This window comes from Bartonella saheliensis (assembly GCF_902162175.1).
The window spans coordinates 22,560-41,603 of record NZ_LR607206.1; the positions used below are offsets into that span (position 1 = coordinate 22,560).

The window sequence follows — 19,044 nt, forward strand, 5'->3', positions numbered from 1 at the left end:
TGCAACTTGCACAAATGCTCGATATTCGCTATGTCGAGAAAATGGTTAGTTGATAGAGCATCGTATTATCGTTATCGTTTGAGATAAAAGATGTAAAGGTAAGAGTGTTATTAATGGCGCGCATTGTCATGAAATTTGGTGGAACATCTGTCGCAAACATTGAATGTATTCATAATGTTGCACGGCATGTTAAAAGAGAGGTTGATTCAGGCCATGAAGTTGCCGTTGTAGTCTCTGCGATGGCCGGTAAAACCAATGAACTTGTTCAGTGGACGCGTGATGCTTCACCTATTCATAGAGATGCTCGTGAATATGATGTTGTGGTTGCTTCTGGTGAACAGGTTACTTCAGGTTTGCTGGCTTTAATACTTCAAGAAATGGGTGTTGATGCACGTTCATGGCTTGGCTGGCAGATCCCTATTTATACAGACAATGCGCATGGTCGTGCCCGTATTACTGATATTGATGGATCTTTTTTAATAGAGCGTTTTCAGGAAGGTCAGGTTGCTGTTATTGCTGGTTTTCAGGGGTTAGCGCCGGATAATCGGATTTCTACCTTAGGACGTGGGGGATCAGATACAAGTGCTGTTGCTATAGCAGCGGCTGTACAAGCTGATCGCTGTGATATTTATACGGATGTGGATGGTGTTTATACAACGGATCCACGTATAGAACCAAAGGCGCGCCGTTTACCAAAAGTAGCTTTTGAAGAAATGCTGGAAATGGCTTCTCTTGGAGCAAAAGTTTTACAGGTTCGTTCTGTTGAATTGGCCATGGTTCATAAAGTTCGTACCTTTGTACGTTCAAGTTTTGAGGATCCTGATGCATTAGGCATGGAGGATCCAATGAGTTCTTCTGGAACACTTATTTGCGATGAGGATGAAATCGTGGAACAACAAAATGTTACGGGTATTGCTTTTGCTAAGGATGAAGCACAAATTTCGCTGCGTCGGCTTGCCGATCGTCCAGGGATTTCGGCAGCAATTTTTGGTCCCTTGGCTGAAGAATGCATTAATGTTGATATGATTGTGCAAAATATTTCTGAAGATGGCTCAAAAACGGATATGACTTTTACGGTCCCATCCGCCGATGTAGAAAAAGCCGTTGCACTTCTTGAGAAAAACCGGAAAGAAATTGGATTTGATGTTCTCCAATTTGAAAGTGATCTTGCCAAAATATCTGTGATTGGTATTGGAATGCGCAGCCATGCAGGCGTTGCCGCTACAGCTTTTAAGGCTTTGGCTGAAAAAGGTATTAATATTCAAGCAATCACGACTTCTGAGATTAAGATTTCTGTTTTGATTGATAGCGCTTATACGGAACTTGCGGTGAGAACATTACATGCTGTTTATGGACTGGATAAGAGTTAAGTATTTTAAAACGCTCAATTTTAAGAACATAAAGTTTTCATAGCTATGAATGTTTTGCTTTATAAGCATAATTTAGAAATTTCGTTTAAATAAGAATAATGAATACAGTGAAATTTTTTAATTTAAAATTTTTTTATAGTGAAGAAAAAAACTATTTGTTTGCGTGTTAAAAGCAAGATTAGCATAGGAATAAAAACTATTTCAGAGACAACACAAGATGCTTCTTATGAATCGTTTAGATATAAAATAAAGGGAAAGGAGAACTGTTTACAAGAGGTGATTGGGAGGAAGAATAGGCACCATATGTATGTTATAAAAAGGGGATGTATAATTCAAAATCAATATGATAGAGTTTATAAAATTTGCTTTTTAGTTGGCTAAAAATTAAAAATGTTATCTTAGCAGTCAATAAGTTATAAAAATTTTAAGCTATTTTGTTGAAGGGAAGGGGGCTCTTGATATTATACCTCTGATACTGAGAGGTAAAATACATTCTCTCTCAACAAGAAAATTTTAGGTGTAAAATAATGTAAATTATATGAATGGAGAGAAAATGTATCTTAGTAAAGATATTTATCATTCCATGTGGTCTCTAAAAAAATATTCTGGCTCTTTTGTTGTTCTATGCGGATTTGATGGGAGTGGAAAGACAACTCAAACAAAAGAAATTTCTCGCCATTACTCACAAGAAAAACATATCATACAAACTTTTCAGCCTAGTAATTGGTATAGAAATAAACCAGAGGTTAGAGATTATTTAGAGAGTGGAAAACACGATTGATCCATTGCTTTTAGCTCTTTTCGCCGCAACAGATAGACGCAAACATACGCTTGAAATTATCGAACCTTCTTTAACGTCATCGCAAAATTTATTAATCAGTGATCGATATGTTTATTCTAGTCTTGTTTATTTCTACGCTCGAGGTCTTTCTCTTGAAAGTGTGATTCAATTAAATCAAGCTATTCCAAGACCTCAGATCACATTTTACCTTCATTTGCCTCCTGCTGCTCTTATTGAACGATTGCAAAAAAGGGATGGTTTAGACTTAAAATACGAAGAAAAACGCTCATTTATTGAAAAAGTTTATGAAGGATATCAACTTTTATCAGAAATAGACGAACGATTTATCGTCATTGATGGAACCGCCTCTGTTTTTTTAATCCATAATCAAATACGACATCATATAGACAAGACGTGTTTTGACAATAAATAAAATATACCCATTTATGAGTATCATTTAAAAATTTATCTGTGATCTATTCTCCTTTATGATCTAGTTTCTATATGGGATCTAGAATTTTAAAGGTTTTCTCACGATAATTTAAGAGTACTGAAAAAAATAATATCTTAATATTTTAATTGAGACGATTGGTAATCATTAAATTGTAACGCACTTTTTAAAAAGTTTGAAAGAGGGAAGCTCTTCCAAAAAGGTTATTAATTTCTGCTGTGATCATGATATTTTCATTCTCGTAGAGAGGAATATAGCGATATAAGAACGATCTGTAGAGATATGTTCAAGCATGTTTGAGGGCAGCAAATTAAGCTAAGGGAAGAGGCGATAATAACAGCAACTTTTTTAAAACTTTAATCTTCTTATCTCTGATAAATGAAACAACAAAAAGCAATTTTTAACGTTGTTATGGAGTTTTTTAAATTACTTATTTAACCAGCAAGAACGTAAGATAAAAATATCTTAGCAAGCAGATACATCGATTTCAAGGACTGTAGGGAACACCTTGGTTATGCTAAAAAATTATTTCAATAAAGCAGATGATTGTTTGGTTTTATTCGGAACTATGAGAGATGTCTTTATTACGCTTAATATAAATAAAGCCATATCCCAGACCAATAAGAGCAGATAAACCAGAGCCACAAAGAACCCCAATTTTTGCAGCATCGAGCAAGATAATATCTTTAAAGGCGAGCATTGAAACAAAGATAGACATTGTAAAGCCAATTCCTGCTAAAAAACCAATGAGCAAAATACCAGCCCATGTCATTTGAGGAGGAAGACGACATAGTCCTGATTTTACGGACAGATAACTAGCAGTGATAATACCAAGGGGCTTTCCAACAAAAAGACCAATGACAACACCAAGAACAATTAATAATGATTCATGAGAAGAAAGATCAAAGTTTGCAAAACTCACGCCTGCATTTGCAAAGGCGAAAATTGGCATGATACCGTAAGCAACCCATGGATGTAATGTTTTTTGAATACGCGTTACTGGCGCAATCATAGCCTGTTGTCCTTTACGCATTTTTTTCAATGCAGTTGAAATATGATGGAGATCTGTTTTTGTGTTTTTTTCTTGAAGAATTTGCATAGCGTTGCTGAGCATGGTCAGTGGCGCTACAAGAGTACGGGTAGGAAAAACAGGAGTCATCATACCCAAGATTACGCCAGCAAGGGATGGATGAACGCCTGTTACCAATAATCCCCACCAGATGATTGCGCCAGGTACAACGTAAAGCCATGCTGATGCAAGCCCGATCCATTGAAAAAAGAGTACCAAGGCAATACCCGCTCCTGTAATCATTAAACCGCTAGGATCAATGTTTGTTGAGTAGAAAAAAGCAATAATAAGAACAGCAATAATATCATCAATGATTGCTAATGATAGAAGAATGATATGAAGATTAGAAGGGATTTTTTTTCCCAGAAGAGCCAGAATACCTAAAGCAAAAGCGATATCTGTTGCTGTTGGCACAGCCCAACCGTGGACATGTCCACCGTTAGAGTTGAAGATGAAATAAATAATTGCAGGGACACAAACACCGCCTATTGCAGCAACAATTGGTAAAATTGCTTGTTTAAAATCGGCAAGGGCACCTTCATGAATTTCGCGTCGAATTTCCATTCCTGCGACAAGAAAAAAAATAGTCATAAGGGCATCATTAACCCAGAAATGTAAATCCCATGAAAGAGTGAAATGACCTAAATTAAAACCAAGAGGCGTATGCCAAAAAGATTCATAGAGAGCAGCATATTGAGAATTAGCAAAAATAAGTGCAGCAGCAGCAGCGAGTAAAAGAACAATACCACTAAGAGCTTCAATATGGAGAAAACGCTCGATAGCAGAAAGCGCTTGATTAGTGACACGAGAAGCGCGATTAGGCAAGCGATTTGAAGATAAATCAGACATGAACAACTCCAACTATCGACAATTTTATGTTTCTATATTCTCTGTGTTAAGTGACTCTATCACGGTGCTTTCTGTATCATATAAAAGCAAAAAGAGGAATAAAGTTCTTAATTTATAGACAAGATCATCATCTTTAAAGCACGATATGTTTAAGGCGATGCTTCATTTTTAATAGTGATGTCTACTTTGCTTAAAGCTTTGGATAGATCATTTTGTAGAGCGGATTCGAGATCAACTATTGTGAGCCCTTTATTATCTTTTGCTTTAATCTTAACGATCAATGTTTGTGGATTTTTAGCAAACTCACCTAAGGATTTTGAAATTTTTTCTGCTTCGTTTTGATTTTTTAGCAGCATTTTTGGGGTTTGCGTCATCATTAAATAGAAATCATCATAGAGTTCCTTTTTAAGATCATGTTGGCTGTCATTAAGGTTTTTTGCAAGATAAGAAAAAAGTTTATCAATGAAACCTGCATCCCGATATTGTATATCAATTTCATTGATGCCAAGATTTTGGGAAGCAGCAATCATGATATTTTGTTGACCAGAAAAAAGTTTTTCATCAACATCAATAACCTTAGCCGAGATGTTTCCAGATCCAACGTCCTTCATATTGAAAGACATTGCATCAAGAAAGAGCATACGTTTTTTTTCATCGTAAGAAATATCAAGTTTTCCTGAAAAATCAATTTGTTCAAATCCCATCTTTTTTAAAAGTTCTAAATCTTTTTCATTCATTTTTTTAGGTAAAACGGAAAAGTTATTGAGAGAAAGAAAAAGCTTTTTGGGGATAGGATGTTTCCACAAGCTTGGTTTAAGTTGGAATGATTCAAGCGTTGCTTTCAATGGTGGGATATCAATAGTGACATTATCAACTTTGGCATCTGCTGAGGTGATGGCGAGCAGTATGTTTAGAAGAAGACCATTTTGTGCTTTTTTTTCTGCAACTTTATTATTCTCTTTCCTTGCATTAAGATAAGCTTTGAGCAGTTTTTCAGGCGTTTGTTCAAGCGGTTTCATCTTGAGGCCAGATGTTTTAAATTGGCCGAGGAAGAAAGAACTATTTTTTTCTGCTTCTTCAAAAATATCGACACTTATATTGTTCAAAGAAATAGGGCCTGTAACGGTTTTCCCTTGATTGAGAGCGTTATTTTTTCCGAAAATAATAGAATAGGCATAATTGATGTCGATATCATAAGCCTTTATTGTATCACTTTTAGCCATCAGTTGCATTTGTTTATCGCCATTGACTGCAACCGTTTTAAAGTCCATATTTTTAATGCTAACAGAACGGATATGGCCGCCTTTAAAATCAGAAAGCTGGAAATTCTTAACGTCAACTGTTTCTGTTCGTTTGTTTTTATCTTCTATAGAAAGCTGTATATTAGGCGCACTTATTGAGGCAAGATCAATACGCATCATTGATTGTAACAGACGTGATGTGATTGTTCTGTCTTTATCTTTTAAGGATACATTTTTAAGAGAAATTTGGGGTATTTTTACATGAATATTATTATGCTTTAAATCAACATTATAAAATGTAAAAGTTCCAGGAATAAAAGAAAGAGGAGGACGGGCAGAAATGGCACCAATTTTCAGTGATGTACCGGATGGAACGGGGAGTGTAACATTCTTCAAATTGACTTTACCTAGAATGCTGACTTCAGATTTTTCTGCTTTTATGGCACGACGGACTAACTCTTGTTTTACAAAACTGTCAAGGTAGGGTTTTGCGATATAAAATCCACCAACAACGATAATTGCTAAGATAGCAATAAATCCAATAATGCAAGTGAGCCAATATTTCAGGTTACTTTGATACCCACTATTAAGCTTGACCATTCTTTTTTCTTTCATTTTTATCACTCTTTAAAATTAAGAGTGAAGATAAACTCTTTTAAGCAATGACAAAGGTTAAAATATAGCGTGTACCAGTTTCAACAGTCATCACCCCTCTATATTAGAGTTATTCTCATCTTTTTTGCAATATCGCTTTATCGATTTTCTTTGGATTGAGCATGTTATAGAAACGCACGCATAATGTAAGAAGAGGTAAGTTTACGTGCATCATATTTTTTATCACTTTAAATTATCATAAAATATTTCTATGTCTGTTTTTATCTTACTGCTGTTTATAGGAATATTTAAAACATATAAAGTTATGTTTTTGTTCATTATAATTTAATGGGGAGAGGTGAGTCTTATGACAGAAAATCAAATAATGGCTTTTTCGATCATTGGTCTCATGATGGTTGTATTTATTTGGGATCGATTTCGTTATGATCTTGTCGCTATTTGTACATTATTAATAGCGTGTGCTGTTGGTCTTGTCAGTCCAAAGGAAGCTTTTAGCGGTTTTAGTAATGATATTGTCATTATCGTGGGAAGTGTATTTGTTGTCAGTACGGCTGTATCACGTTCTGGTATAATGGAATTTATTATTCAGCGGATATGGCCAGATGTAAAATCGGTGCGCCTTCAATTAGCTTTTTTGGTTTTTTCTGTTGTTGTTTTATCAATGTTTGTTAAAAATATTGGTGCTTTGGCTATTATGCTTCCGATAGCTTTTCAGTTCGCTCGTCGTTCTCAGGTTTCTCCTTCTGTCTTTTTAATGCCCATGGCCTTTGGTTCTTTGTTGGGGGGGCTTATGACACAGATAGGAACATCTCCCAATGTTGTTATTTCAGCGATGCAAGAACGCTTAGCAGGAACACCTTTTACGATGTTTGATTTTACACCAGTTGGTGCGGTTATTGCGACGGTTGGTGTCTTATACTTAGTCTGTTTTTATTGGCTTTTGCCAGTGCGTGTGCGCTCAGGTGGATCGTTTGATGATGCCATTGATATTCGTAATTATGTTGTAGAAGTGCATATTCCGATAAATTCATCTATTGTGGGGAAAAGTATTGTTGATTTGGTTAAACCATCAAGTGGTGATGTTATGGTGATTCAAATCATCAGGAATAAAGTATCTATTTCGCCACTACCAGATTTTGTTTTGTCTGAAAACGATATTGTTTTATTGGAAGGATCGCATACAGGAATAGATAGTGTGATGAATTCTGCGCGTTTAGAGTTTTCTAAGGAGCGGACTCTTTCTACAGGAGATAAGGATAGTGATATTGATATTATTGAAGCGGTCATCACGCATAATTCGCCTCTTATTGGTATTAGTGCGAAAGAGTTTTCACTCTTTGATCACTATAATGTCAATTTGCTTGCGTTAAGTCGTCAACATGAGAGGGTACGGGGAAGACTTGATGATATTATCTTTCATCTTGGAGATGTAATTGTTTTACAAGGACAAGATGCGGTTATTCCAAATTTATTAAGGGAACTGAAATGCTTACCCTTAGCAAAACGAAATATTGTGTTTGGGAATTTACGGCATGGTTTTATATCCTTAGCCATTTTGTTTATAGCCATTATTTTTACAGCTTTTCATATTGTTCCAGTTGCTTTTTCTTTCTTTTCTGCTGCTGCTGCAATGGTTATTTTTCGCGTTTTGCCCGCGCGTGATCTGTATCAGGCATTAGATGGTCCAATATTAGTCCTATTAGCGGCTCTTATTCCAGTAAGTGAAGCGTTAGAGAAAACGGGATGTACAGATCTCATTGGTCAATGGCTAAGCCAACTGGCAATATTTTTTCCGCCATCTGGTGCTTTAGCTCTGATGTTGGTGACAGCCATGTTGGTCACGCCATTTTTAAATAATGCCGCAACGGTTATGATGGTCGCCCCCATCGCGTCAAGTTTTGCTCATTCTCTTCATTATAAGCCTGAAGCTTTTTTGATGGCTGTTGCCATTGGTGCGGGGTGTGAGTTTCTTACACCTATTGGACATCAAAGTAATATGCTCGTGATGGCGCCAGGAGGATATCGTTTTAGTGATTATCCACGTTTGGGGGCTCCCTTAGCGGTGTTGATCATTATTGTTGCTGTTCCCATGCTTATGTGGGTTTGGCCATTACAATAGGATATTTTTTTGAAAGCTTTAAGGATTGATTCCAAAAGATTATTAATCCTATGAAGATAAGTTGAAGAGATATATAAAAAAATTTTATTTAAAGCCTAAGGGGTATATTTAATGCTATTCTACAATCGAAGATAGGGAACGGGTTATTTAAAAAATTGTCTTTTGTATACATTAATGAGGGAAGAATAATTAACATTATCAACAAGCATGCATGACATTAAAGTCGTGATCTTTTTTATAAATCCCAATTATATAAAAATAGTCATGTGAAGCAAAAGGATATTTACATCATTTTTAATCGATACAGTTGCAAAAGGCTAATCAATTGGAATACATATTGCTTTGAAATGAATAAACGGAGCAATTTAAAGATTTTTTATGAATGAGGGCTACCATCTTTGTTCATTTATGCATAAAAGTGTAGAAAGTAAGTTGTTTTACAAGGTATATTATATGTCGTATGATAGTTTTATTGCTGAAGTTAATGCAGAATTTCGTCAGGAAAAGGCGCTTGCTTTTTGGAGACGCTATGGTTTTTTAATTATTGGGGCTGCTCTTCTTTTCATCCTCATGATAATTGCTTATCAAATTTATCATCATACGCAAATAAAGAAAGCTAGCCATATTGGTGATGCATTTGTACAAAGCCTTAATTTTGCCGATACACGTCATTTTGATAAGGCGATAAAGCAATTGGAAACTATTAAAGACTCTCATTTTGGAGGATATCCTTTTCTTGCCCGTTTGCGTGAGGCTTCTTTACGCATGGAGCAAGGTGATCTTATCAAGTCGGTGGAGATTTTTGATTCTGTTGCAGCGGATGAGAAAGCACCGCAGATTTTACGGAAAGTTGCAAAAATTCGAGCCGCCTATATTTTAGTTGATACAGGGACCTTGGAGGATGTCGAAAAGCGCGTTAAAGATATGACAAGTGATATTGATCCTATGCGTATGTCCGCACGAGAGGCTTTAGGCTTAGCTGCTTATAAAGCAGGAAAGATTGATGAGGCCGTTGACTATTTTCAGAAAATTTCTACGGAAGGTGTGCTAAGATCAAAAATAACAGATCGGGCTCGAATGATGCTTGAGCTTATGCAAGCTGAGGGTAAGGCAAATAAGGAATAAATCGATGAGCCTTACCATTGCTATCGTTGGTCGTCCCAATGTTGGTAAATCAACACTTTTTAATCGTTTGGTTGGGCAAAAATTGGCTTTGGTTGATGATAAGCCGGGTGTAACACGTGATCGGCGTATTCATGCGGCAAAACTTCAAGATCTACGTTTTGATATAATTGACACGGCTGGGCTGGAAGAAGCAGGAGATCACACCCTTGAGGGGCGTATGCGTTCTCATACAAAAGCTGCGATTGATGAAGCAGATCTTGTTTTATTCGTATTTGATGCAAAGAGCGGGATAACACCTAGTGATTTAAATTTTGCTTCACTGGTTCGCAAATCAGGAAAACCGATTGTGCTTGTTGCCAATAAGTCTGAGTCAAAAGTGGCAAGAGGGGGAGAGTATGAGGCGTGGTCATTAGGTTTGGGAGAGCCGTGTCCAATATCGGCTGAACATGGTTTGGGACTTAGCGATCTTCGTGATGCCATTATAGAGGCTGTTGGGGCAGAGCGCGCTTTTGGCAACAACAAAGAAGAAGATATGACGATACAGCCTGCTTCTGTTGATGATGATGTAAACAGTTTGGAAGAAGAGGGGCTTATGTACGATGAAAGCAAGCCCATTCGGATTGCCATTGCGGGACGTCCCAATACAGGGAAATCCACCCTTATCAATAGTATGCTGAAGCAAGATCGGTTGTTAACAGGACCAGAAGCAGGGTTGACACGCGATTCTATTTCTGTCGATTGGGAATGGGGTGGTCGTCATATTAAACTTTTTGATACTGCAGGTTTACGTCGAAAATCAAAAATTCAAGAAAAATTAGAAAAGCTATCAGTTGCTGATACGTTACGTGCCATTCGTTTTGCAGAAGTTGTGGTCATTGTTTTTGATGCAACGATGCCTTTTGAAAAGCAGGATTTACAAATTGCTGATCTTGTGATTCGTGAAGGGCGTGTTCCAGTTATTGCTTTCAATAAATGGGACCTTATTGAAGATCGTCAGGCTACATTAATTGATTTGCATGAAAAATGTGCGCGATTTCTTCCTCAAGTTCGCGGTTTGAGAGCTGTTCCTTTATCAGGACAATACGGTCAAGGAATTGATAAACTTATGGAAAATGTCATGATGATGCATCGTGTATGGAATCGTCGCATTTCCACGGCTAAATTAAATCAATGGCTTGAAACTGTTGTGGCACATCATCCACCCCCAGCGGTTTCGGGACGTCGACTTAAGGTTAAATATATCACACAGGTGAAAACACGTCCTCCTGGATTTATGATTTCTTGCTCACGGCCCCAAGTCATGCCCCAGTCGTATTTGCGTTATCTTGTTAATGGATTACGTGAAACATTTGATATGCCTGGTATACCAATGCGCCTATCATTACGAGCTTCTGATAATCCTTTTGCGACACGTTCTAAAAAGAAATGATAGCTCTTTATTTTAAAGTGGATGAAGTCTATAGATTAAAAATAAGCCTTTTCATAATTTAGAGTGTTCTAAATATCGAAAGTAAAATGATAATTTCAACAGAAAAAAGTCTTTATTTACTATCGTCTTGATAAATCAATAATCACTTATCACTGCGTGTATAGAGCTTTCTCGTTTTAATTATCTCTTGATAAAGACTCTTTATTCGCGTGTCATTAGAAGAATTTAATAGGGAATATTGTAGAAAGAGCACACAATCCTCTTAAGAGTATATTTTAATGTAAAAATAAAGACAATATGAGGGGAGGGAATGTAATGATAGGTGTTTATTTGTAAAGAAGCATTAAATTATCTTTTTATAAAACTAAAGGGTATTAACAAGCGCTTTTTATGGCGATGTTATTTTTTAATAAAAAGTAAAAATATCTGCTGAATCTAACAATATTCAATTCTAAAGAGTGAAATTCAACAAGTAGGGTAAAGTTTTATAAAATAGTATAATGGTTGTATTCAAGTGTTATTGTGTTTTGTTTAAAATTGTAAATTTGTTATATCGCAGATTTAAAGAAAAATCTCTTTATGCTTTTAAGCTCATTTCACGATGGGGCCTATAAACAGGTATTAACGTACAAAACCTAGTAGATGGTTTTATATTATTTTCAGTTTTCAATGGTATATCAATCTTCATGAACACATGATGGGTAAAGTCTAGACAATTGATTCACAACCAATGAATAGGTGTTTAGTCTATTAGGTTACCAAGAATAAGACATCAGTTATGTTTGTGCACTTTTAGTAAAGTGTTACACGATATGTTTTGTATAGATGAATTCACATAAGTTCAGAATATTTAAAGGATAGGAAGAAAAGATATGCCTTTATGCTTTTTTAAAGACGCAGACTGTTGCAACATTGTAGTTGAGAAAATGTATAATGATACTGTTTTGTCGCTTCAGCATAAAGATGCAGACTCATGGGTTTTATATTATTCACAGAAGCTTTTTAAAAAAGTATGTTGAATTGAAAAATATGTTATTTAGGCGATAAAATTTATATGATAATTTGTGATAGATTTCTTTTAGTGTCTTGACGAATAAATTCGGGAACAATATGATGCACACGATTTTATGAGATGCATTTTTACTTTGCTTTTTGATGAAGGAGCCAATGATGGCGATGGGCGAAAAACCCGTTATAAGTCGCAAGGAGGCTGAAAAGAAAAAGCAAAGAGAGTGTTTTTATTCAGAGGATTTGGAATGTCGTAGTAAGAACTTAAGCATAGCTTTAGTGCGCAAGCAAGCATTAAGGAAGCGTGAATATAAGGATAGACGGGACAAATCACAAGGAAGGATAGCGGATGCAATTAAGCTTTCCAGTGAGTTTCTGGCAAGTGTTATCGTTGGTGTTGTTTTGGGGGTAGGGTTTGATAAGTTAGCAGGTTCATGGCCGTGGGGATTGGTGTTCTTTCTCCTCCTTGGATTTGCTGCTGGTGTATTGAGTATTCTTCGGTCTGTGGGGTATGTTCCCTCCAGTCAATTAGGGCAAAAAGGCGTATTGCGCCAAGATGAACAAAATAAAGAGACCAATGATAGGTCCGATAAATGAGGTTGAAGTGACAGCGCACGCTCCAGATCCTATTCATCAGTTTGAGATTTCACGGCTGATTAATATTTCCATAGGAAATATAGATTTATCATTTACAAATGTATCATTGTTTACAGTTGTTACGGTTGTTATAACGTCTGTTTTTCTTTTTATTTCATCATCAAGTCGTGGATTGGTTCCAACGCGGATGCAGTCTCTTTCAGAAATGGCCTATGAGTTTGTCGCATCGACTCTGCGGGAATCATCTGGTGTGCAGGGAATGCAGTTTTTCCCTTTAGTTTTTTCTCTGTTTACTTTTATTTTAGTTGCTAACTTTATTGGTCTTTTCCCCTATTTTTATACGGTGACCTCACAGATCATGATCACGTTTTCGTTGGCAATGGTGGTCATTTTGACGGTGATTGGTTATGGCTTTTATAAGCATGGGGTCAGTTTTTTGAAACTATTTGTTCCCAGTGGGGTTCCTGTCGTCGTTTTGCCGCTCGTGACAATGATTGAGATTATTTCTTTTCTCTCCCGCCCCATCAGCCTTTCGCTTCGTCTTTTTGCGAATATGCTTGCTGGTCATATTACGCTCAAAGTGTTTTCAGGGTTTGTTGTTTCAATGATTGGGGTAGGAATCGTAGGCGTTGGTGGCTCAATTTTGCCCCTTATTATGACTGTGGCGATTACGGCTCTTGAGTTTTTGGTTGCATTTCTTCAAGCTTACGTCTTTACAGTTTTAACATGTATGTATCTTAATGATGCAATTCATCCAGGACATTAATAAACTGGCGGTTTTCCGTCGAATAGTGCAATTTCACTTTAAAGGAGAATAATATGGAAATGGTGCTTGCAGCAAAATATATTGGCGCTGGTCTTGCTTGCTTTGGTATGGCTGGAACAGCTTTAGGGCTTGGTAATATTTTTGGGAGCTATCTTTCTGGTGCATTACGTAATCCATCAGCCGCAGATAGTCAGTTTGGACGTCTCGTCTTTGGTTTTGCTGTGACAGAAGCTTTAGGTATTTTTTCATTGCTCATTGCTTTATTACTTCTTTTTGGGGTTTAATCATCATCAAAAGGGTATATTTGTTCTCACTATGAGGAAAGGTTTACCCTTTTAGCTCTCAATCAGAGAATTGTTTGTCAATTATCATTGGTTAGAGAGGGTTTAAGCTATTTAAAGGATGAAAGAAGATGTTTGTTTCCAGCGCTTATGCACAGAACACTGAAACGTCGATAGAACATATCGAAAAAGTGGCAGAGCATGCAAATCGCGTATTTCCGCCTTTTGATTTTGTTCATTTTAGTTCGCATTTTTTCTGGTTGGCAGTTTCTTTCGGACTTTTTTATCTGTTTATCTCTCGTGTGATTGCACCGCGTATTGGGGGTGTTATTGAAACACGTCGAGATCGAATTGCATCTGACTTAGATCAGGCAATGCGTATGAAGCAGGAAGCAGATACTGTTGTTGAAACCTATGAGCGTGAATTAGCAGAAGCGCGTTTGAAAGCTCATACTATAGCACAAGCTGCTGGTGAAGAATTAAAACAAAAGGCAGAGCTTGAACGAAAAGAAATTGAAGAGCGTTTAGAGAAAAAGCTTGCAGATGCTGAAGAACAGATAGCGAAAATTCGCGATAAAGCGATGCAAAATGTTGGTTCTATCGCTGAGGAAGTCGCCCTTGAAATTGTAAAAAAATTGATTGATGTTGATATCAGCAAAGAAGCTGTTCGTTCAGTTGTTAAAACTGCGGATTATTGAGGAAGACAAAGATGAGTGATACTTTTTGGGCTTTTGTTGGGTTAGTTCTTTTTTTAGCTCTTTTAGTCTATTTCGAGATTCCACAGAAAGTTTTACATCATCTCGATACACGTGCGAAGCGTATCAAAGATGAGCTGGATGAGGCTCTGCGTCTTCGTGAAGAGGCACAGGAAATATTAGCTGAATATCAACGCAAGCATGCGGAAGCAGAAAAAGATGCGCAGGAAATTATTGCAGCGGCAAAGCATGAGGTTGAATCCGTTATTGCTGAGGCTCGTACAAAAGCGGAAGAATATGTAAAAAACCGCAACAAATTGGCTGAGCAAAAAATTGCTCAGGCAGAAGCAGATGCAATCCGCATGGTTTCTTCATCGGCTATCGATTTGGCAATTTCTACAGCACGTATTCTTATTGAAAAGGAATTAGATTCTAATAGGGAAAATGAACTCCTTAAAGAAGCTCTTTCCAAGGAATCATTGAGCAAAATGAAAACATATCTTAATTAATAGTAATTTTAGAGATAAAAAGAGATAAAAAGCTGCTTTTTTAGGTGCGAAATTTTTTCATATCAAATTCTTTATTGATTATGTGGTGACGCTAGTTTTGCTGAATAAAAATGTGAAAATCGATGAGTCATTATATAAATAAGGGAATAGTTGAGTATTAATTCTATTATGTTTTTTACTTCGATTCCTAACTTTTTTGAAGCTTTTTTATAGCTTCTAGTGCTAGTCTTTAACAATCTGCGCTCTTGGTATAAAGGGATGCCATTTTATCTTCTGTCCAGCCAAAAATTGCCTTGAGTTGTGATACTGTTGCACCAGAGTTAGCGGTGCGTGTTGCTGCTAATTTTCTTAAACCGTGTGCTGATTTTTTAATTCCAGCCGCATTACAAGCATCTCGAAATGTATTACCAAAACTTTCTTTTGTGAACTTTTGATTAATTTTACTACAGATGAATGTTTCTTCTCCAACAGGACCAATTTTAAGTGTCTCTGCTAATTCTGGTAAAATAGGAAGAAAAACATCTGTTTGGAATTTGCTTTTCTCTGTTTTGAGATAAATGATATTATCTTTAACATCTTTCCAGCCAATGCGAACGGCATCACCACGACGTAAGCCTGTGTAAAGAAGAACATCAATCCAAACACGTTCATGGGTACCATGTGACCAGCGTTGGTAATATTTTTCAACATCTTCTTCTGTTCAAACAGCAAAGCCATCTTTATTGCTAAGAGCCGGTCTTTTTACTCCTACTGTTGGATTATTTTCCATAAGATCTTGTTCAATTGCTTGGTATGGAATGTTGCCTATTGTATCGCATACCTTCATAAGGATGAGTTCTTTTTGTTTTTTTGTGATTTTAGCAAGACTATGCCAATTAGAGCTGTTTAGATACTGTTTAAGCAGCCATGCGAATGAACCTTCAACAAGTTTACCGGTTTTGGATTTAGGAAGTATAAGCCCTTGCAATTCGGCAAGTGCACTTTTGTAGTTATCAACAAACTCCTGCGTTCCATAGGTTTCGCGGATTCTAATGCGTTTTCCATGACCAATACGTACATACCATACGATTTTGCCATGTTGGGTAATCTGTTTAACAAGATGAGGAGGGCGTGGTTTAGGCATGGTATTTTACATCTTAGAGAGCAAGGTTTCGTAATATTCATTCTTTGACAAATCTAAAATTTTGTCTGTATGCTTTACTGAGTTTGGTATTGGGATCTTGTCTTTAAGATAGATAAGAAGTTCGCCTGTAGGTTTTATTTCAATGAGTTCACACCCTTGCTTTTAGCTTTTCTTAAAGCAATCCAAAGTAGAGTGTTTAAAAGTGCAAATGATCTCTTTTTAGAATAACGCATGATAAATTATTCCTTTTAAGATTGTATGTAAGCAATTTATAAAAGGGGTATAAATCTATAGTTATAAGACCCTATACCCCTTATAAGATTAGCATACCCATTATATGAGCATACCTTAAAAGCTTATTCAGTTTCTCTAATTTCTAATTTGGGTAAGTTCTTAACAATACCACTTTTTTATCAGTCTTAAGATATTGACGTCCCATACCCCATTCAAGAGTGGGCTTGCTATTGACGATATACTTATAAGCTTCAAGAGAGATATCTATTATTGTGATATTGCTGTTATAAATAACAGTCGATTTATCCTTTTCCTTACTATTCTTAATTTTTGCGAATTTCATTTCTGTTACGTAATAGAATTCTTTAGGATTAGAGATATCAGTCTGTTTTGGATTGCCTTTTTTAAAAGTTACTGGATAGGGTTCTACAGTTTCATAATTCACGTGCAAATGCCTCATGTTCACGCCCTGCTGTTACAAACTTCCAAAAACCCTCAGCTGTCTTTACACAAGGGATACGAGGGAGTTCTTTGCATAAATTATAAGCATGAACGAGCACGATAATCTTCTGAACGCAATAAACCATGAATGTGATAAAAGGATATTATTATCGTTTTAGATTGTGTTTTTGGGCTTCTTATCAGGTGATAATAAAGGATAGGCGTTTATTGTCTCTAATATGTAACAGTTCTAATAAATCAGATATATTCTGTGAATAACAGTCTTTACTTGCACTTCAAAATTATACTATATGCGACACCTAAAATTAAGAAGCATATAGAATGTATGATTGTCATTTAACCGTGCAATTATACGCTCTTCAGAGGCGGGGGGAGTGATATGGTTTGTACAACCAATAAAGCGGGTTTATACAGGGTAGTCTATGCTTTTCTATTAGATTTTAGAAGCATTATTCTCATTAAAAAATTAAAGAATTGTTACGCGGTTAGTGATTTTTTCTGTAACACTGATGGTGTGGTTCATTTTGTTTCTCACTTTGAGGGACAATAAATGCGTAGTTTTTTTTCCCTTTTATTTTTTATTTTTGCAGCATTTTTATATTTTTTTTCATGGGCGAGTTTTGCAGAAAGCATTCGTGATCAAGCGATTGATCAATCCGATAGGATTCAACGTCAACAAACACAAGAACAGCGTTTTCAACAATTACATCGCAGGAACGAAACGCATGAGATTTCATTACAGGATGATAATGAACCTCTATTATTTCAAAGTGATTCAACACAAAAAAACTGTTTGCTGATTAAAAACATTGAATTTGTTGGTGTTCAGTTGATTTCTTATGCCGACCTTCATAATGCCATTTCCTCTTGGGAAGGGCGGTGTCTTGGTATTGCCGAGATCAACAAAGTGCTCAAAGCAGTAACCAAACTTTATATGAAGCGCGGCTATATTGCGGTGCGGGCTTATTTACCTGAACAAGACCTAAGGGGAGGTCGTCTTAAAATTGTTGTTGTTGAAGGACAGATAGAGGATATTACCTTAGAGGGACAGAAAGCTGGAAAAAAATATCAAGGTGAACTCATCACAGCTTTTCCACATGTGATTGGTCACCCTGCTCATCTTCGCTCGATAGAGCAAGGACTTGATCAAATTAATCGGCTTTTCTCTCGTCATGCGACCATTAACCTTGGTGCTGGGGAGGTTGCAGGTGGTTCTATTCTTGATATTCATATTAATAAGCAGAAGCCGTGGCTCCTTACACTTTCCAGTGATAATCTTGGTGCTAAAGCCACAGGACTTTACCAAACGCGTGTTAGCCTTTCTTTTGATGATTTATTAGGGATCAATGATCAATGGTCGTTTAGTTATCAGCGCTCCATGAATGGTGGCCCGTATCATTTTTCAGGCAAGCGCCCCAATAGTGATACGATAACGGGTTCATTTTCTATTCCCTATGGCTATTGGACGGTAGGTCTTGATGGCAGTTGGAGTCAATATCATTCGAGTATTAAGGGAATATTTTCTGATATTGATACTGCCGGTAAATCTTTATCGCTTACGCCGTGGATTTCATGGGTTATTGACCGCGATCAAGAGGGAAAGACATGGGTTACAGGACGACTGACATGGAAATATTCCGATAATTTTATTATGGGCAGCAAGGTTGATGTTTCCAGCCGTAAACTGGCTATTGCAACATTAGAGCTTGATCATTCACGCAAATGGATGGGAGGAGAATTAAGCGCTCATATAGGGTTTCATAAGGGTTTGGCGATTTTGGGCGCTTATGATGATAAGGAGCAAGAAACTTCGACAAAAAATACCCCCAAGGGGCAATTTTCAAAGTTGTCTTTTTCTTTAAGCTATGGGCGTGACTTTTCACTCAAACAGTATAATTTTCGCTATAACACGTTATTTTCAGGGCAATTATCCCCTGATACGTTATTTAGTTCAGAACAACTGTCACTTGGTGGAAATTCTTCTGTACGCGGCGTCCGTGAGGCGGTTTATTACGGCAATAATGGTGTGTTTTGGCGCAATGAGTTTTCGCTATTATTACCAGGTTTTTCTTCAAAAATGGGGCGTAAATTTATAGGGCAATTTACACCGTATATAGCGCTTGATTTAGGGATGGTCGCCAATGCCCCCGTTAGAAACAGTTTTGGCGGTAGCCTCGTTGGGGCAACTCTGGGTTTTCATGCAAGTGGAGAGATTTTGGATATGGATCTGTCATATTCAAATATTTTGACCCAATCAACACCAAGAGAGCAGGGGAATACGACAGGGTTGTTTCAAGTGCGGACATTATTGAGATTTTAG

At 36.8% G+C, this 19,044-nt stretch carries 14 protein-coding genes and 2 pseudogenes; 12 read left to right on the top strand and 4 right to left on the bottom strand.

The annotated features are described in order from the left end of the window. Positions 1 to 113: 113 nt before the first annotated feature. The 3 genes from FS875_RS05370 to tmk all read left to right on the top strand — a co-directional run bounded on the left by FS875_RS05370 (position 114) and on the right by tmk (position 2,584). A complete protein-coding gene (locus FS875_RS05370; RefSeq protein WP_144754049.1) occupies positions 114 to 1,370 on the top strand; it encodes an aspartate kinase in 1,257 nt (418 codons plus the stop codon). 553 nt (positions 1,371 to 1,923) lie between these two features. Next, complete coding sequence (locus FS875_RS10815) at positions 1,924 to 2,151, top strand: nucleoside/nucleotide kinase family protein (RefSeq protein ID WP_144754052.1); 228 nt, start codon at positions 1,924 to 1,926, stop codon at positions 2,149 to 2,151. Beyond that, positions 2,135 to 2,584, top strand: coding sequence for a dTMP kinase (gene tmk, locus FS875_RS05380; RefSeq protein WP_144754055.1), 450 nt, complete (start codon positions 2,135 to 2,137; stop codon positions 2,582 to 2,584). Before FS875_RS10815 ends, tmk begins: the two co-directional genes overlap by 17 nt. Before the next feature lie 574 nt (positions 2,585 to 3,158). Here the strand turns inward: tmk and nhaA are convergent. Then, a complete protein-coding gene (gene nhaA, locus FS875_RS05385) occupies positions 3,159 to 4,520 on the bottom strand; it encodes a Na+/H+ antiporter NhaA (protein WP_144754058.1) in 1,362 nt (453 codons plus the stop codon). A 149-nt stretch (positions 4,521 to 4,669) separates the two neighbouring features. Next, complete coding sequence (locus FS875_RS05390) at positions 4,670 to 6,376, bottom strand: hypothetical protein (protein ID WP_144754061.1); 1,707 nt, start codon at positions 6,374 to 6,376, stop codon at positions 4,670 to 4,672. Positions 6,377 to 6,722: 346 nt separating this feature from the next. Here FS875_RS05390 and FS875_RS05395 point away from each other — a divergent pair, with 346 nt between their 5' ends. The 8 genes from FS875_RS05395 (at position 6,723) to FS875_RS05430 (ending at position 14,905) form a co-directional block, all read left to right on the top strand. Further along, a complete protein-coding gene (locus tag FS875_RS05395) occupies positions 6,723 to 8,495 on the top strand; it encodes an SLC13 family permease (RefSeq protein ID WP_144754065.1) in 1,773 nt (590 codons plus the stop codon). Between the two features lie 453 nt (positions 8,496 to 8,948). Next, complete coding sequence (locus FS875_RS05400; protein WP_144754068.1) at positions 8,949 to 9,620, top strand: DUF2659 family protein; 672 nt, start codon at positions 8,949 to 8,951, stop codon at positions 9,618 to 9,620. Between the two features lie 4 nt (positions 9,621 to 9,624). After that, a complete protein-coding gene (gene der, locus FS875_RS05405) occupies positions 9,625 to 11,049 on the top strand; it encodes a ribosome biogenesis GTPase Der (RefSeq protein WP_144754071.1) in 1,425 nt (474 codons plus the stop codon). A 1,170-nt stretch (positions 11,050 to 12,219) separates the two neighbouring features. After that, on the top strand, positions 12,220 to 12,654 hold the full coding sequence (locus FS875_RS05410) for an AtpZ/AtpI family protein (RefSeq protein ID WP_144754074.1): 435 nt from the start codon (positions 12,220 to 12,222) through the stop codon (positions 12,652 to 12,654). Positions 12,655 to 12,661: 7 nt separating this feature from the next. Continuing rightward, positions 12,662 to 13,420, top strand: a complete 759-nt coding sequence (locus FS875_RS05415; RefSeq protein WP_144754094.1) for a F0F1 ATP synthase subunit A — start codon at positions 12,662 to 12,664, stop codon at positions 13,418 to 13,420. A 53-nt stretch (positions 13,421 to 13,473) separates the two neighbouring features. Next, positions 13,474 to 13,704 carry a F0F1 ATP synthase subunit C gene (locus FS875_RS05420; RefSeq protein WP_005773968.1) on the top strand — a complete coding sequence of 77 codons (231 nt, stop codon included), beginning with the start codon at positions 13,474 to 13,476 and terminating at the stop codon, positions 13,702 to 13,704. A gap of 128 nt (positions 13,705 to 13,832) precedes the next feature. Next, positions 13,833 to 14,399 carry a F0F1 ATP synthase subunit B gene (locus tag FS875_RS05425; protein ID WP_144754076.1) on the top strand — a complete coding sequence of 189 codons (567 nt, stop codon included), beginning with the start codon at positions 13,833 to 13,835 and terminating at the stop codon, positions 14,397 to 14,399. Positions 14,400 to 14,410: 11 nt separating this feature from the next. Beyond that, positions 14,411 to 14,905 carry a F0F1 ATP synthase subunit B gene (locus FS875_RS05430; RefSeq protein WP_144754079.1) on the top strand — a complete coding sequence of 165 codons (495 nt, stop codon included), beginning with the start codon at positions 14,411 to 14,413 and terminating at the stop codon, positions 14,903 to 14,905. A gap of 229 nt (positions 14,906 to 15,134) precedes the next feature. On the opposite strand, the pseudogene FS875_RS05435 reads toward FS875_RS05430, so the two are convergent. Next, positions 15,135 to 16,028: pseudogene (locus FS875_RS05435) on the bottom strand (tyrosine-type recombinase/integrase). Between the two features lie 356 nt (positions 16,029 to 16,384). Beyond that, positions 16,385 to 16,862: pseudogene (locus tag FS875_RS05445) on the bottom strand (type ISP restriction/modification enzyme); the annotation flags it as partial. A 412-nt stretch (positions 16,863 to 17,274) separates the two neighbouring features. On the opposite strand from FS875_RS05445, the gene FS875_RS05450 reads away from it, so the two are divergent. Continuing rightward, positions 17,275 to 19,044, top strand: coding sequence for a ShlB/FhaC/HecB family hemolysin secretion/activation protein (locus FS875_RS05450; protein WP_144754082.1), 1,770 nt, complete (start codon positions 17,275 to 17,277; stop codon positions 19,042 to 19,044).

Bases quoted from the DNA above. Each gene is read 5' to 3' on its own strand.
- FS875_RS05370 (WP_144754049.1), top strand. From the start codon at position 114: ATGGCGCGCATTGTCATGAAATTTGGTGGAACATCTGTCGCAAACATT.
- FS875_RS10815 (WP_144754052.1), top strand. From the start codon at position 1,924: ATGTATCTTAGTAAAGATATTTATCATTCCATGTGGTCTCTAAAAAAA.
- nhaA (WP_144754058.1), bottom strand. From the start codon at position 4,520: ATGTCTGATTTATCTTCAAATCGCTTGCCTAATCGCGCTTCTCGTGTC.
- FS875_RS05390 (WP_144754061.1), bottom strand. From the start codon at position 6,376: ATGAAAGAAAAAAGAATGGTCAAGCTTAATAGTGGGTATCAAAGTAAC.
- FS875_RS05395 (WP_144754065.1), top strand. From the start codon at position 6,723: ATGACAGAAAATCAAATAATGGCTTTTTCGATCATTGGTCTCATGATG.
- FS875_RS05400 (WP_144754068.1), top strand. From the start codon at position 8,949: ATGTCGTATGATAGTTTTATTGCTGAAGTTAATGCAGAATTTCGTCAG.
- der (WP_144754071.1), top strand. From the start codon at position 9,625: ATGAGCCTTACCATTGCTATCGTTGGTCGTCCCAATGTTGGTAAATCA.
- FS875_RS05410 (WP_144754074.1), top strand. From the start codon at position 12,220: ATGGCGATGGGCGAAAAACCCGTTATAAGTCGCAAGGAGGCTGAAAAG.
- FS875_RS05420 (WP_005773968.1), top strand. From the start codon at position 13,474: ATGGAAATGGTGCTTGCAGCAAAATATATTGGCGCTGGTCTTGCTTGC.
- FS875_RS05425 (WP_144754076.1), top strand. From the start codon at position 13,833: ATGTTTGTTTCCAGCGCTTATGCACAGAACACTGAAACGTCGATAGAA.
- FS875_RS05430 (WP_144754079.1), top strand. From the start codon at position 14,411: ATGAGTGATACTTTTTGGGCTTTTGTTGGGTTAGTTCTTTTTTTAGCT.
- FS875_RS05450 (WP_144754082.1), top strand. From the start codon at position 17,275: ATGCGTAGTTTTTTTTCCCTTTTATTTTTTATTTTTGCAGCATTTTTA.